Annotated in this window: 13 protein-coding genes and 3 pseudogenes; 4 read left to right on the top strand and 12 right to left on the bottom strand. The window is 36.9% G+C overall.

The window, feature by feature from the left end; genetic code table 11:
• Positions 1–100: 100 nt before the first annotated feature.
• The 11 genes and pseudogenes from J5F42_RS07255 to J5F42_RS07305 form a co-directional block, all read right to left on the bottom strand.
• Positions 101–777 (bottom strand): annotated as a pseudogene (locus J5F42_RS07255) (type I restriction endonuclease).
• 47 nt (positions 778–824) lie between these two features.
• Positions 825–2,720, bottom strand: coding sequence for a motility associated factor glycosyltransferase family protein (locus J5F42_RS07260; protein ID WP_283491302.1), 1,896 nt, complete (start codon positions 2,718–2,720; stop codon positions 825–827).
• Between the two features lie 24 nt (positions 2,721–2,744).
• A complete protein-coding gene (locus tag J5F42_RS07265; RefSeq protein ID WP_283491303.1) occupies positions 2,745–3,512 on the bottom strand; it encodes a TerB family tellurite resistance protein in 768 nt (255 codons plus the stop codon).
• A gap of 9 nt (positions 3,513–3,521) precedes the next feature.
• Positions 3,522–3,836: a hypothetical protein gene (locus J5F42_RS07270; RefSeq protein ID WP_001861281.1), complete on the bottom strand. Its 315-nt coding sequence runs from the start codon at positions 3,834–3,836 to the stop codon at positions 3,522–3,524.
• Position 3,837: 1 nt separating this feature from the next.
• Positions 3,838–5,325 (bottom strand): DUF5644 domain-containing protein, encoded by a 1,488-nt coding sequence (locus J5F42_RS07275; protein WP_000114701.1) that lies wholly within the window; start codon positions 5,323–5,325, stop codon positions 3,838–3,840.
• A gap of 11 nt (positions 5,326–5,336) precedes the next feature.
• Positions 5,337–5,825: a hypothetical protein gene (locus J5F42_RS07280; protein WP_097699836.1), complete on the bottom strand. Its 489-nt coding sequence runs from the start codon at positions 5,823–5,825 to the stop codon at positions 5,337–5,339.
• Positions 5,810–7,546: a M3 family oligoendopeptidase gene (locus tag J5F42_RS07285; RefSeq protein WP_283491304.1), complete on the bottom strand. Its 1,737-nt coding sequence runs from the start codon at positions 7,544–7,546 to the stop codon at positions 5,810–5,812. Before J5F42_RS07285 ends, J5F42_RS07280 begins: the two co-directional genes overlap by 16 nt.
• 97 nt (positions 7,547–7,643) lie before the next feature.
• A complete protein-coding gene (locus J5F42_RS07290; RefSeq protein WP_053576552.1) occupies positions 7,644–8,894 on the bottom strand; it encodes a cation:proton antiporter in 1,251 nt (416 codons plus the stop codon).
• Between the two features lie 156 nt (positions 8,895–9,050).
• Complete coding sequence (locus tag J5F42_RS07295) at positions 9,051–9,233, bottom strand: hypothetical protein (RefSeq protein ID WP_283491305.1); 183 nt, start codon at positions 9,231–9,233, stop codon at positions 9,051–9,053.
• Positions 9,217–9,777 carry an outer membrane beta-barrel protein gene (locus tag J5F42_RS07300; protein ID WP_000595776.1) on the bottom strand — a complete coding sequence of 187 codons (561 nt, stop codon included), beginning with the start codon at positions 9,775–9,777 and terminating at the stop codon, positions 9,217–9,219. The genes J5F42_RS07295 and J5F42_RS07300 overlap by 17 nt, the downstream gene beginning before the upstream one ends.
• Before the next feature lie 43 nt (positions 9,778–9,820).
• Positions 9,821–9,969: pseudogene (locus J5F42_RS07305) on the bottom strand (orotate phosphoribosyltransferase).
• 18 nt (positions 9,970–9,987) lie between these two features.
• On the opposite strand from J5F42_RS07305, the gene modA reads away from it, so the two are divergent.
• From modA to J5F42_RS07320, 3 genes are read left to right on the top strand one after another with little or no spacing between them, the layout of a single operon-like run.
• Complete coding sequence (modA, locus tag J5F42_RS07310) at positions 9,988–10,728, top strand: molybdate ABC transporter substrate-binding protein (RefSeq protein ID WP_283491306.1); 741 nt, start codon at positions 9,988–9,990, stop codon at positions 10,726–10,728.
• A gap of 21 nt (positions 10,729–10,749) precedes the next feature.
• Positions 10,750–11,424 (top strand): molybdate ABC transporter permease subunit, encoded by a 675-nt coding sequence (modB, locus tag J5F42_RS07315; RefSeq protein WP_097699877.1) that lies wholly within the window; start codon positions 10,750–10,752, stop codon positions 11,422–11,424.
• Entirely contained in the window at positions 11,421–12,218 is a 798-nt protein-coding gene (locus J5F42_RS07320; RefSeq protein WP_097699878.1) for an ATP-binding cassette domain-containing protein, read from the top strand. The genes modB and J5F42_RS07320 overlap by 4 nt, the downstream gene beginning before the upstream one ends.
• A gap of 162 nt (positions 12,219–12,380) precedes the next feature.
• On the opposite strand, the gene gltX is transcribed toward J5F42_RS07320, so the two are convergent.
• The gene (gltX, locus tag J5F42_RS07330) at positions 12,381–13,772 is read right to left on the bottom strand and encodes a glutamate--tRNA ligase (RefSeq protein ID WP_097699879.1); all 1,392 of its coding nucleotides are present in this window, start codon (positions 13,770–13,772) and stop codon (positions 12,381–12,383) included.
• A 236-nt stretch (positions 13,773–14,008) separates the two neighbouring features.
• Between gltX and J5F42_RS07980 the strand changes: the two are divergent.
• Positions 14,009–14,209, top strand: a pseudogene (locus J5F42_RS07980) (DUF874 family protein); the annotation flags it as partial.
• Positions 14,210–14,385: the final 176 nt, after the last annotated feature.

Below are 14,385 nucleotides of genomic sequence, written 5' to 3' on the forward strand. Positions count from 1 at the left end.
AAGCAAAGCCTTTTGTGAGAGCAAAACGAAGTTAAAAGGGGGTTTGTGGTGGCGTCTTTAGAGCTTTCTAGGGTGTCGGTATCTTTAAGGTTAAATTCGTTTAAGATGCGTTTTTGAATTTCTTCAAGCGATCTGTGGTTTTGATGGTTTTGTTCATTTTCGGGGGGGGGGGGTAATATCTAGCTTATGAGCTTCAACAAAGCGTTGGAAAATGGGCGAATAAGAAGCGCTATAAAACACGCCTTGATTGGGGTTTTTTTCATCATAGGGCAAGTTATCGCTAAAAAGCCAGATTTGCGCGAGGTTATAAAAAACCTTGTTTTCGGGGTTTTCATAGCGTTGGATATGGCGATTTTTTTCTTCTTTAATGCCTTGTCCGGCAAAAGGCTGTTTAACTTCTATATTCACCAAAGGCAAGCCGTTGATAAAAAGGGTTATATCAGTTCTTAGGGATTTGTAGGGTAATTCAGCCATCATTTCGTAAAGATTGTTGTTAGGGTTATCAAAGTCTATGATTTGATGCTCGCTTTTGAGCAAGTATTCATAAAAGCTTTTGCCTAAATCATCATAATTCAAGCGTTTTTTCATTTCAGTAAGCGAATCTTTTGCGTTTTTATTGGGGTTTAACCGCTCAAACGCTTGAGTGAAACTATCTATTAAGATATTAGTGTCCGTGTCCAGGTTAGGCTTATTTTTTTGAGAAACAAAGTTATAGCCCAACTCGGCTAAATGCATTAAGGCAGGGACTTGAACCCTTGTGATTTCATTGTATGGCATGAACACCCCTTTGATTTAAGGTTGTTATTATAATGTAAAAATAAAAATCATGGTTGTTTGAGTTGCATTTGCAATAACAAACAAGCTTTTTTAAGGAATTGTTTTAAGGCGTTTTGAGAGAATTTGACAAAATGCGTCAGCTCATTTTCTTTAAGGTGCAATGAAACGATTAAAACGCTTTGTAAGATATGAGCGACACTCCCTTCAAATAAAATGCCTATAGTGGGGGTTTTGGTGCTGGTTGTTTGGCAAAACCCACTCAAGCTATCCACCCATTCAAATATTTCTTGCTTGGTTTTACAAGGCGTGTTTAAATGCGTGAAAAAATTCTCTTTAAAATTCATAAGATTTTTTTGTAAATTGTTTAAATCCTTAGCATGGTTACTTCTAGGGCTAAACATGCTTTTAATGCGAGCGATAGCGTCTTTTTTATTAAAATTCTTTAATTTGATTTGAGAGCGATCCACGCTAACAGCATGCTTGATTTTAGCCCCATAGCTTAAATTATAGACTTTTTTAGGCTGGTAATAATGAAGGGCTTCTTCAATCCTTTCTTTAGAGAGCAAAAAAAGCGAGTCGCTAAAAGTTTCATAACCTTTAAAATTGCCCTCTATGCTGATTAAAGATGAGGTGTCAATTTCTTTTTCATTTTCATAATAGGAATTTTGAGCGTGCTTTTTAAACCCTTTGATATAAGCGCAATCTAAAGCGCACAAATAGATTTCATCGCTCATCAAACCCGCTAAAGCCACCCCGGCATTGCCCACAAAAGGCGCTGCGTATTCTATGCTTAAAGGGCTTATATACGCGCAAGCGCTCCCCCCACGCATAAACATCAACGCTTCTTTGGCTACATTAAAAGCGTTAGGATTGAGCATGTTGGCCCCCATTAAGGGGGTGTCTTCTAGGGGGGCTTTTTCTAAAACTTCCTTAAGATAGTCTATGCGCTCCACTTCTATTTGAAAATCCACTTTAACGCCGTGCGTTTTTAAAGGCTTTAAAGCGGTTCCGCATGAAAAAATGATGCAATTTTTTTCATTTTCTTTTAAAAAATCTAGCAATAAATCCAGGCTTGGCCCATTACCCACCACGCAAATGGGGGCGTTGATCTTTTTGGGCTTGGTTTTTAGGGTTTGGTATAGGGGTAAGTTTTTGAGCGTGTTCTTTAGCCCTAGCAATTCGTCTTCAAAACTCCCCCAACCCCTTAAGGCTTGTTTGTAATAGTTTTGAATGTTTTCTCGCATGCGCATATTAAAAGCGCTTTTATAGGGCATGATTTCTAGCTTTAAAAAAGAATGCGTAACAGGGCGTTTCAAAAAATCCATTTTCAATTCATTAGGGTTAAAAAACCCTTGAATAAAGAGTTTAGCCCCTTTTGTAATCAAATCTTCATAACGCGCAAAATAACAACTGATTTTAAACAAATCTAAATTTTCTTCAAACAAATAGAGCGAATGGAAGCGGTAATTTTGAGCCTGTAAAATAGCCAAAAACAAGCCGTCTAAGACGCCATAAATCATGGTAGGGGGTAAGAATTTCTTTAAAGAGCAAGGCGTTTGATAATTGTCTAAAAAGTTTGAGATCGCATGCGTGGCTTTAAGGGTTATGGGGAGTTTGGGGTTGTTTTGAGATTTTAAATAATTTAAAGAGAGGTGGTTATTGTCTAATGACCATCTGGGATTATTCAAGGGGTTTTTAGCCATGTTGAAAGCGATTTCTATCATTTGATTTTTAGGGTAGCTTAAAGCGTTTGTTGGCGTGTGTAAGAGATTGAAGTGGTTTTTTTCAAAAAGCAATTGGTAATTTTTAAAAGGCGTATTGAGGGCGTTAAAAAGATGGGGATTATAAGATTTGAAAAAAATTAAATTATCCCTAAAACGCTTTGAAATTTCTTTTTCTAAAAAGGGCGCATCAAAAGATTCTAGGGCTTTTAAAAAGGGCATTCAATAGCCTTTTTCATCACACCTCTATAAGTCTTTTAAATCTTTTTCTAAGAGTTGGGAAGCGAGGGCGATTTTTTTCAACGAGATAAAATCTTGTTCGCTGTAGCGTTTGTTGTCATTCATTTTATGGTAGTAGGGGGTGCTTAAATCTAGGGCTTTTTTTTCTAAATCTTGCTTGGTGGTGTTAGTTTGGATTTCAAAAAGACTTTTTGCTTCTTCTAAAGACATAGGGATTTCTATTGCATTGAAGCGTTCAAAATTATCATAAAGCTCGTTAAAATCCTGATTGTCTATCTGCAAAAACGCCCCCACATCTAAAAACAATTCTTTTTCTTTGCTATCTAGTATCCCATCAGCATAGGCTAATAACATAAGAAATTCCACTAATTTCAGGCGTTTGGTGTATTCTCCATGCGTGTGGTCGGCGATTTCTTGGCATAAGGATTCAAAATTTTCTTTTTTATCTACAGGCTCATTGAGAAGCTCTTTGGCTAAATCTTGTTGTTCGCTGTTTAAGGGCTGCTCTAATTCATGGATAAAAAGCGTCCTTAAGGCGTTATCCAAAGCGTTTTTTTGAATGTCTAAAAACTTTAAAAGACGCATATACGCACCCGTTTGGGTTTGCTTGAATTTGTCTAGGGGGCTAGATTGCGCTAACAAATAGGGGTCATTTTTCAAGTCGTATTCTTCGGTTTTGGTTTTAGGGTTTAGGGGGTTTTTCAAATATTCTTTGAGGGTGTTGTAAAAATAAAACAACACAACCGCCGCAACAATTAATAAAATGATTTCCATGATTTTCCTTTATGAGTATTTTTTCATTTGTTCTTTAAGGTCTTGTTTTTGCCTGCTCTCTCGCTCTTTTTTGGCTTGATAAAGACGCATTTGCTCTTCTTTTTGCTTGTCTTGTAAGATCATTTTCCTCTCATGGTTTTTTTTAAGCCGTTCTATGTATTCTTCTCGTTTTTCTGGGTCTTGGAAACTCACAGGGCGGATGAAAAAAACAAACAAAATCAACACAAAAATCCCTATAGCGACAATCTCAGAGCCTTCGCCATTGAAAGCATACCAAAGCCCTCCCATCAAAGAAGCGAGCGCGAGTTTTAAAAAAGCGTTCATTTTAAATGAAAGTAACCTTATGATAATGTGCATCAAGCCCTAGAGCTTGCTTATTTTTTTCCCCCATAGCCATTAGCGCGATTTGAGGTAAAAATAAAGTGGGGGTGTTATCATTATCTCTTTTATAAACTTTTGAAGCTTTTAAGCTTAAATTTTCAAAAGCGTGAAAAAGCCCTAAAGAATGCACGATTAAAAAATCCGCCCCCAAATCAATCCCCAAATAGCGTAAATGCGCGCACTGGAGTAAGCCGCTTGCTTCATTGACTTCTAAAAGGGGGGCGTAATTTTGAAAAGACTCTAAAAAATTAGGGGCTTTTAAATGGATTTTATTGAAAAAATGATCGCTTGGTTTGATGCGAGAAAATTCAGCCCCTAAAAACGCATCAAAAGGGCTTTTCAATTCCCATGCCAAAAACTCATTAACCCACTCATTAAGATAGGCTACCTCAATATCTTTTTCATAAACGAGCTGGTATTTTTTTAATTTTTCATTGACGGAGTTGGTGATTTCAGGGTTGTTGTCTAAAACTTCTTTAGCATGCAAAATATTCAAATACGCATCTTCTTCGCAAAAAATGAGCGAAACGCCATTGGCTTTGGCTAGAGCCAGATTATACGCAGAGGCCGTGAGGAAATCATGCGTGCTGATAATCTTCCCATAATAGCCCCCATCATAACAAAAAGGCAGATCAATGATTTTTTGCCCCATTTTTTCTAAATAGAGCTTAGCGCTTTTGAGAAGCGATTGTGCGTCTAAATGTTTCGCATAAGCGTTAAAGAGCGCGCAAGTTTTAGGGGGGTTGGGCGTTTTAGGGGGGTTAGAATGGTATTGAAAAAGGCTTAAAAGGTTTTTAGAAAAATCTTTCCATGGCTTGATTTTGGAATTGGTTAGGATTTCTTGCAATTCATAGATTTCATGGTCAATGTTGTCATCGTTTTTATAGAGATAATGCGCCACGCTTAAAAAATTCATCACGCCGCTTTCAGGCTGAGAAATCATCTCTAATAACCGGTTGCGCTCTGTGGGGTAGCGTTTCATCAGCCATTTAACATACAAGAAAAAGCCATCGCCCAGATATTTAGGGTTGGTTTGGGGGTTGATAAAATTGATTTGAATAAACTTTTCTAATTCTTCTTTTTCGCCTTTGGTGATGTAGGGGACTTGTTTGAAAAAGTCTTCATAATTTTTTAAAACCGCCTTTTCATCAATCATCAAGTCTTTTAAAGCGTATCGTTTGGATAGGGGATCTAGCACCCATTCTTTAGAAAAAAACGCCACCAAATCGCTCACTTTAGCGTCCTCAAACACCGCAATCTGGTTGATTTTAAGTGCGATGTTTTCATTATAGCTCACGCCTTTGAGTTGTTTTAAAAGATCCAAAAGGTATTGATCTTCTTGGTATTCTAAAAAATAAGACTCATAAGCCGGATTGTAATCTTTGTTGGTTTCAAAACGAAAGACTTTTACATGCAATTTCAAAACGCTCATCAATGATTCCTTTAGCTTTTGTGTAAATTTTCTAAAATCGTGCGGTTTTTGGAATTGGAAAAAAGGGCCTCTTTAGAATCCAGCCATTCTTTAGACTCTCGTTCGTCTTTCTTTGGCTCTTGAAAGGGCGGTTCTTCTTTGTGGAATACTTCAAGCGAATCGCAACGATTGAATAAAACGATATTTTCATTTTTTTCTTTGATAAGGATTTGAATGATGCCAGGAAGTTTTACTTGAACCACGCTGCCAATATTGTTAGGGCCAAACCCAGCTTCAAACTGCACGCTTTGCGCGTCAATCATCAAGCTTTCTAAGGTGTATCCGGCTAAAACAAACAGCACTAACGCACCGAATTTTTCATGAATTTCTTTAGGGAGCTTGGGGGAAAAATCAATCGCATCTCTTTCGCACAAAAGGTTGAAACTCAAATGGTTTTTGGACAGAAATTGCAAGTATTCAATGCAATGCTTGTTGTTTAAAAGCCTTAATTCTCTTTGCATGCGAGCAACCTTTCAAATTCTTCTAACAAATGACGCACCTCTTGCATGCCAATTTCCCAAAATTCTTTGCTATCAATGTCAAAGCCAAACATGGACACTAATTCTTTAGGGCTTTTTGACCCTCCTAAACTCAAAAATTCCGTGTAAGTTTTAACAAACTCTTTAGCGTCGCTTTTTTTATAAAGCCCATAAAGCGCTAAAGTCAAAAGCTGCCCGTAACTATAAGCGTAGCAATAAAAAGGCGAATGGATAAAATGGGGGATATAGCTCCACCACAAATGGTAGTTTTTAGTGAGTTTCACGCTCTTTTCAAACATTCTTTGGTTTTCTTCAAACCAGATTCGATCAAAATCTTTGGTGTCTAATTCTTCATCTATTTCATGGATTCTTCTTTCAAAATTCGTCATCACCACTTGCCTAAAAAGCGTAGAAAAAATATCCTCTAATTTGCCTGCTAGCATGAAAAGGAGTTCATCTTGTTTTAACCCTTTTTTTAAATGCTCAAAAAACAGCATTTCAGAAAAGACAGAAGCGGTTTCTGCGGTGGTTAAGGGTGTATCCATGTTCAATACGCCTTGTTTTTTGGACAATTCTTGGTGGATCATATGCCCAAATTCATGAGCGATAGTGAAAGCGTCTCGGCGGTTTCCTGTGTAGTTTAATAACACATAAGGGTGAGCGCTAGGCACCCCGCCATGGCTAAAAGCCCCACCTTGCTTAAAGTCTTTAGGGTGTGAATCCACCCAACCTTCTTTGATCGCTTTAGAAGCGATTTTATGAAATTCTGGGCTAAAGGCTTTGAGGGTTTTAAGCACTTCTTCTAAAGCTTGAGAGTAAGTCATGGTGATGCTCTCATCGTTTAAAGGGGCGTAGCGATCGTAATCTTTGAGTTTATGCCCTAAAATTTGCGCTTTTTGATGGTAGTAACGATGCACTAAAGAAAAATTAGCGTTCACAATCTCTATCATGCTATCCACGCTCTCTTGGGAGATCTGGTTGTCAATGTGGCGGAAACTCTCTTTTTTATCGTATTTTCTCAGCCTAGTTTCAATGAGCAAATCTTTACGCACCATGTTTAAAATATAAGTGAGTAAAGGGCGGGATTTTTCTAACGCTTTGCTGAAAGCTTTTTGAGATTTTTTACGGATCTTGCGTTTGGGGTTGTGCAAGAGGGCTAAAATTTCTTCTTCGCTTAAAGTTTTTTCTTCAAAAGGGATTTTCAAAGAAGAAAAATGCTCATCAAAAAGACGGCTAAACGCGCCCACTCCCACAGGCGAAAGGGCTAGAGCGATCTTTTCTTCATCTAAATTCAAAGTGTGCTTTTTCTTTTCTATGAGATTGTTTAGATAAAAAGCATGGTCTTTGCATTTTTTAATGAAAGCGAGTTGTTTTTTGGCGTCCAAATTCTTAAATTCAATTTCAAAGAATAAAAGGTGTTGTTGGATATTTGCGCAAGCCATTTCGCATTGCGAATAAAACTTCGATTCTTTAGTGTTCTTAGCAAAGAGTAATTGAGCGTAAGTCATCGCTCTAGAAATTTTTTCTAACAAATTTTCGTAATGTTTAAGAGCGTCGGCAAATTTTGCAGCGTCTAAATCCTTAAGGTTATTTTGATAAGCGCTCTCAAATTCTTGTGCTTCTGTTTGTAAGGTTTTTAAAAATTCTTCTGCGCTTTCTTTATTTTCAAATAAAGCACTTAAATCCCATTCTTGTTCTTTCATGAAATCCCCTTTTTATACCAATTTGAAGTTAAAATATGCTCGTATTTTAACATAACACTGACAATACAAGCAAACTTATCATTTGGTTTTTGCGCCATTATTTTTTAGCCGGCTCATTTTCTTGGCTCTTTTGGTGCAAAATAAATTGAGCGATAGATTCTAGGTATTTTAAAATAAAAGGGGTTGCCAACATAGAAAAGACCACCATGAGAATAAGGAGCTGGTGGATGTCATTTTGAGCGATACTTAAGATATTTTTTTGGTGTAAAAAACCAAGAATCCCTTTTTTTTCTTGCAAATTAAAGAGCTGGTGCGAGCCTGAATTTAAAAAGATAACAAAAGAAAACTCCCCGATTTGCGCTAAAGAAAGGGCGGTTTTTATGGCAGTTTTAGCGTCTCTAAAAAAACGCAATAATGCATAAATGATAGCTGTCTTAAAACCCATCACTAAAATGAGTAAAAAGATGACAACAAAGAACTTCTCCATAAAGAAACTCACATTAATTTGCATCCCTATCGTAATGAAAAAAAGGGCTAGAAAGAGATTTTTTAATTGCGCGAATTCTTCTTGAACATTGATTTTATAGCGCGATTTAGAAATCGCCATGCCCACAATGAATGCCCCCAAAGACATAGAAAACCCAAAAAAATGGCTCAACCCCGCCGCGCTGCAAACAATCACTAAAATCGTGCCTATAAAAATTTCAGGCAAGCGCGTGTCTTTCGCTTGCTCTAAGATGAGATTAGCCCCTTTTTTTCCAGGCAATAATAAAAGAACTAAAATAATCCCTGCGGAAATAAGGGTTTTAAGAATGAGTAAATTAACATTAGAATCTTTACTGCCTAGAATAGTGAGAATTAAAAGCATGGGAATGGCTGCAATATCTTGGAAAATCAAAATTCCCACCGCGCTCTTTCCCATGGGCGTGCTAAGCTGTTTGGAATCTTCAAAGAATTTCAGCACAATAGCGGTTGAAGAGAGCGAAAGCCCCATGCCTAAAACAAGGGAAAAAATGGGTGAAAGACCCAAAACAAAATACCCCACTAAAAAAGCGATTAAAGCGCACAAAATGACTTGTAAAAGCCCAAAAACCAGCACTTCTTGTTTGATGGATTTGAGCTTGTCAAAATTAAACTCAATGCCTATCATAAACATTAAAAAGACGATACCAAATTCACCAATATCAGACAACAAATTAAAATCATTAATTTTAAAAAAAGCCGCTAAGACCGTTCCTGTGCAAATGTAGCCAATGATAACGGGCATGTCTAATTTCTTTAAAAAGATTCCAAAGCCTACAGCAAGCCATAAGCCAGCAATAACAATATAAAGTGTGCTGTTTTCCATAAAAACCTTTCCCCAGTAGAATCAATTTGTTTTAAAGAAATAAAAGCGAAACTATCTTAATAAATTGATCTATTAAATAACACTATTGAATAAAATAATATCTATCAAATAAATATATATAAGTAATTTATTATTTAAACCTCACTAAACCCGCTTTCAAACGCAAACACCAAACACTCTGTTTAGTAAAATAAAAATTAAAACGCTAGGATTATACTGCACTAAAACAAACTTTCTATTTATGAAAAAGATTTTTGAACCCCAACCTTTTAAGAGTCGGCTAGGGTTTGATTTGATGAAGAAGAGCGGATGAAAGAATAAACTAGAAAGTGAAGACATAATCCACATACCAAGAATAGTAGCGGATAAGCCCTACATCTTTGCTGCCTTGATTAACCATAGGGAATTTTACGCCCGCTTCAAACGCGCTACGATCCCCAACACGCATTCTTCCGCCTAAATTCCATAAGAACTGGAATCTCGTTTGATTGACATCATAAGGGAACATCCAAGTGTTTCCGGCTAATTGAACGCCACCGATGAGACCTAGAGCGAATTTATCCAAAGGAATGAGATTGACGATCAAATCGCCGCCGCCGCCATAGGTGAGCAAATTGGTTTTGGTGTGTTCAGTCCCTGAAGTGTTAAACCAATCCAAAAAGCCATACACCCTAGCCCCAAACCATTTATTGGCAAAGCCTACAAAACCTAATTTGAAATTCAAACCATAAAGATCATTGCCATGGCGCCAATCAGAGTAATTGCTGTTATAAGGGCCATAACGACCTTGCTGATAACCCGCACCCATAAAAAACCCATTCACTTCGCCAGCCAGCGCTAAACTCGCACTCAAGCTTAAAATACAAGCAATTCTTTTAATCATAATAAATCCTTCTTGTTGAATTAAAGTTACACTCTAAAATCGGTTATTTTTCTAAAAGATTTAATTTTTTATCAAAGATGAGAGTTTTTAGAGTGAAAATATTGGTTAAATACTGATAAGTGGGATACACCCACCACAAAATGATCTCAAATTTTTAAGATACAAATAGGTATAATCACCAATTTCAATCATTTAATCAAAGGGAGTTCTATGAAAAATACTTTCAAAGCGTTTGCCTTTTTAATCGTATTTTTTTCAAGCGCTCTGTTGGCACAGGATTTAAAAATCGCTGCTGCTGCTAATCTCACGCGTGCTTTAAAAGCCCTTGTTAAAGAATTTCAAAAAGAACACCCCAAAGACGCTATTAAGATTAGCTTTAATTCTTCAGGCAAACTCTACACTCAAATCGCTCAAAACGCCCCTTTTGATTTATTCATTTCAGCGGATATTACTAGACCTAAAAAGCTTCATGATGAAAAAATAACCCCTTTTAAAGAAGAAGTCTATGCTAAAGGCGTGTTGGTTTTATGGAGTGAAAATCTAAAAATGGATTCTTTAGAGATTCTTAAAGACCCTAAAATTAAACATATCGCTATGGCTAATCCTAAACTAGCCCCTTATGGAAAAGCCAGCATGGAAGTCTTAGAGAATTTAAAACTCGCTTCTAGTCTTAAATCTAAAATCATTTATGGCGCTTCTATTTCTCAAGCCCATCAATTTGTCGCTACTAAAAACGCTCAAATAGGCTTTGGAGCGTTATCCTTGATGGATAAAAAAGATAAAAACCTCTCTTATTTCATCATTGATAAAGCCCTTTATAACCCTATTGAACAAGCCTTGATCATCACTAAAAATGGGGCTAATAACCCTTTAGCCAAAGTCTTTAAAGATTTTTTATTCAGCCCTAAAGCTAGAGCTATCTTTAAAGAATACGGCTATATTGTGGATTGAAACGCATAAAAAAGGCGAACAATGGATCATGAGTTTTTGATTACCATGCGTTTGAGCTTTTCTTTAGCTTTGATTACCACCCTTATTTTACTCCCTATAGGGATTTTTTTGGGCTATTTTTTAAGCCTTAAACGCAATCTTTTAACGAGCTTAACAGAAACGCTTGTGTATATGCCTTTAGTTTTACCCCCAAGCGTGCTAGGGTTTTATCTCCTTTTAATTTTTTCGCCTTCTTCTTTTTTGGGAGCGTTTTTACAAGATGTATTAAATGTGAAACTTGTTTTTAGTTTTCAAGGGCTTATTTTAGGGAGCGTGATTTTTTCCTTACCCTTTATGGTAAGCCCCATTAAAAGCGCGTTAATTTCCTTGCCCACTTCTTTAAAAGAAGCCAGTTATAGCTTGGGTAAAGGGGAATATTACACCCTTTTTTTTGTCCTGCTCCCTAACATCAAACCCAGTGTGTTGATGGCTATCATTACAACCTTTACGCACACTATAGGCGAATTTGGCGTGGTGATGATGCTTGGGGGTGATATATTAGGGGAAACAAGAGTGGCTAGTATTGCGATTTTTAACGAAACTGAAGCGCTCAATTACCCTAAAGCCCATCAATACGCCTTAACGCTCACGATTATCAGTTTTAGCCTCTTGTTTGTTACCCTATTTTTGAATAAAAAACAAAGCTCGTTTTTATGATAAAAGCGCGGTTTAAAAAACGCCTTTTAGGATCTAGGGGTGCGTTTGATTTGAATATAGACTTAGAAATTAAAGAAGCAGAAGTTGTCGCTTTATTAGGAGAATCGGGAGCGGGTAAAAGCACGATTTTACGCATTTTAGCGGGGCTTGAAGCGGTGAGTAGCGGCTATATTGAAGTCAATCGTTCAGTGTGGCTAGACACTCAAAAAAAGATTTTTTTAAAACCACAACAACGAAAAATCGGCTTTGTGTTTCAAGATTACGCTCTATTCCCTCATTTAAATGTGTATCAAAACATCGCCTTTGCTCACCCTAAAGATAAAAATAAAATCCACGAAGTGTTACGCTTAATGCGTTTAGAAAACCTAAGCCAGCAAAAAATTATTCAACTCTCTGGCGGGCAAGCCCAACGAGTCGCTTTAGCAAGAGCTTTAATCGCAGCCAAGAATTTATTGCTTTTAGATGAGCCTTTAAACGCCCTAGATAACGCCTTAAAAAACGAAGTGCAACAAGGTTTGCTTGATTTTATCAAGCGTGAAAATTTAAGCGTGTTATTGGTGAGTCATGATCCAAACGAAATAATCAAACTCGCGCGAACTTTCCTCTTTTTAAACAATGGCGTTATCAATCCTAATCAAGAAAATCGGCTTTTTTCAAACCGCTTATTGGTAAAACCTCTCTTTGAAGATGAAAATTATTGCCATTATGAGGTCATTCCTCAAACGATTAGTTTGCCCAAAGATTGTCTGAACCCAACTTTTAAGCTTGATTTCAATCAAGGCAAAAAATTTTAGAAATATTTTTTTATTTTCCTCTTAAAACCCTCTTATTTTTAAACTTTATACACCCGTTTTAGTGTTAGGAATAACGCTAAAGTTTTAGGGAGTCGCTCTCATAACAACCGCTAAAATCAAGCTCTTTTATTATCAGCGTTCCATGAAAACAGAGCCAATTTTTTAGCTTTTCAAAAATGCCTCTATCCTTTTGACGCTCTCTGTTTTGCCTAAAATAAAAAGCGCTTCTTTAAGGCCTATCCCGCCTCCCTTACCCAAAAGGGCTAATCTTAAAGGCTGCATAAAACTACCCGCTTTAATCTTTTCTTCTTCAATGATTTTGTGCATGGCGTTTTCTAGCGCGCTTTCATCGTTGAAATCAGTTTTATCTAACGCCAATTTAAATTTTTCTAACAAGGGCATGACGAGCGCTTGATTGAGTTTTTTAAAAACCTTTTCTTCATACTCTATAGGAGCGGTTAAAACCTCATCTATTTTAAGGGCTAATTCTTTTAAGGTTTGAGATCTTTCTTTGAGAGCGTCCAACAAGCGATCCAATTGAGTGGGGTTTAAATGAGAAAGATCGCTAAAACTAAAAGGCTTTAAAAGTTTTAACAATTCCTGCGCGCTTTGGTTTTTCAAATAATGAGCGTTGAGCCAATTAAGCTTGTGCCAGCTAAAGCAACTGGGCGAAGAATTCAAATCTTTAGGGTCAAAACATTCCAACAATTCTTGCATGCTAAAAACCTCTTTATCTTGATAGCTCCACCCCAAACGCGCTAAAAAATTCACTAAAGCTTCCTTAAGATAGCCCCTTTCTTGATAGTCCATCACATTAGTGGCCCCATGGCGTTTGCTTAATTTTTGCCCTTCTTCATTCAAAATCATCGGCACATGGAAAAAATTAGGGATTTTAAAATTCAAAGCTTTATAGAGAACGATTTGTTTAGGGGTGTTAGAAAGGTGATCATCGCCTCTAATCACATCAGTAATCCCCATTAAAGCGTCATCAATGGTAACCACAAAGTTATAAGTAGGCGTCCCATCGCTCCTGGCGATAATAAAATCGTCTATTTCGTTAGTGTTCACTTTCACTTCGCCTTTAACCCCATCATTAAAAACAATGATTTCATTTTGGGGGACTTTGATCCTTACCACAGGTTCTATGCCTTTAGGAGGCGTGCCTTTAAAATCACGATAACGATTGTCATAGCGTGGGGTTTCTTTCCTAGCCTTTTGCTCTTCTCTCAAAGCGTCCAATTCATCTTTACTCATGTAGCAATAATAGGCTTTGTCTTCGTTTAAGAGTTTTTGAATGTATTCTTTATAAATCTCAAAGCGTTTGGATTGATAGAGGATTTCTCCGTCGTGTTCTAGCCCCACCCATTTGAAAGCCTCTACAATGGCGTTAGCCGCTTCTATGGAGTTACGGCTCAAATCCGTATCCTCAATGCGTAAAAAAAACTTTCCTTGATTGGCTCGTGCAAAAAGATAATTAAAAATGGCTGTCCTTAAGCCTCCTATGTGGAGGTAGCCAGTGGGCGATGGAGCGAAGCGCGTAACGATCAAACTCATTATTCTAACCTTAATAATAAAATGCTCTTATTGTATTCAAAAATGGCTTAAAAATTGTTTCACTTTTTTCTATTATAATTAGTGTATGATTGAGATTATTTTTGATTAGGATCACCCATGCAATTTCAAAAAACCTTATTTCCTTTACCCTTATTATTTTTATCTTATTGTATCGCTGAAGAAAATGGGGCGTATGCGAGCGTGGGGTTTGAATATTCTATCAGTCATGCCGTNATCTAAAAATACGCTCTAAAGCTCAAGCTAAAATGCTTGAAATGAGGAGTTTAAAACCAGACTCACAAGCCCACCTTTTAACCTCTCAAAGCCTTTTGTTCATTCAAAAAATATTTGCTGATGTCAGTAAAGAAATAGAAGCAGCTGCTAATACTGAAAAGAAAGCAGAAAAAGCGGGTTATGGTTATAGTAAAAGGATGTAGGCATAAGAAAACACCATAAAATCGTTTTTAGCTTATTTATGGTATTTTAAAGACTCTATATTACCCAATTAGAACAGAGCCTTTTTTAAACTTCTTAGTAGGGATCCCAATCGTTTTTAGTGTTTGAGCGTTTCACAAAATACAAGCGGTTGCAATTTTTGGCGTTGTTTTATTAT

It is taken from the genome of Helicobacter pylori, from assembly GCF_030062585.1.
Taxonomy (GTDB): Bacteria; Campylobacterota; Campylobacteria; order Campylobacterales; family Helicobacteraceae; genus Helicobacter; species Helicobacter pylori_CN.

Excerpts from the sequence above, each read along its gene's own strand:
- J5F42_RS07260 (WP_283491302.1), bottom strand. The coding sequence starts at position 2,720 with ATGCCCTTTTTAAAAGCCCTAGAATCTTTTGATGCGCCCTTTTTAGAA.
- J5F42_RS07265 (WP_283491303.1), bottom strand. The coding sequence starts at position 3,512 with ATGGAAATCATTTTATTAATTGTTGCGGCGGTTGTGTTGTTTTATTTT.
- J5F42_RS07270 (WP_001861281.1), bottom strand. The coding sequence starts at position 3,836 with ATGAACGCTTTTTTAAAACTCGCGCTCGCTTCTTTGATGGGAGGGCTT.
- J5F42_RS07275 (WP_000114701.1), bottom strand. The coding sequence starts at position 5,325 with ATGAGCGTTTTGAAATTGCATGTAAAAGTCTTTCGTTTTGAAACCAAC.
- J5F42_RS07280 (WP_097699836.1), bottom strand. The coding sequence starts at position 5,825 with ATGCAAAGAGAATTAAGGCTTTTAAACAACAAGCATTGCATTGAATAC.
- J5F42_RS07285 (WP_283491304.1), bottom strand. The coding sequence starts at position 7,546 with ATGAAAGAACAAGAATGGGATTTAAGTGCTTTATTTGAAAATAAAGAA.
- J5F42_RS07290 (WP_053576552.1), bottom strand. The coding sequence starts at position 8,894 with ATGGAAAACAGCACACTTTATATTGTTATTGCTGGCTTATGGCTTGCT.
- J5F42_RS07295 (WP_283491305.1), bottom strand. The coding sequence starts at position 9,233 with ATGTCTTCACTTTCTAGTTTATTCTTTCATCCGCTCTTCTTCATCAAA.
- J5F42_RS07300 (WP_000595776.1), bottom strand. The coding sequence starts at position 9,777 with ATGATTAAAAGAATTGCTTGTATTTTAAGCTTGAGTGCGAGTTTAGCG.
- modA (WP_283491306.1), top strand. The coding sequence starts at position 9,988 with ATGAAAAATACTTTCAAAGCGTTTGCCTTTTTAATCGTATTTTTTTCA.
- modB (WP_097699877.1), top strand. The coding sequence starts at position 10,750 with ATGGATCATGAGTTTTTGATTACCATGCGTTTGAGCTTTTCTTTAGCT.
- J5F42_RS07320 (WP_097699878.1), top strand. The coding sequence starts at position 11,421 with ATGATAAAAGCGCGGTTTAAAAAACGCCTTTTAGGATCTAGGGGTGCG.
- gltX (WP_097699879.1), bottom strand. The coding sequence starts at position 13,772 with ATGAGTTTGATCGTTACGCGCTTCGCTCCATCGCCCACTGGCTACCTC.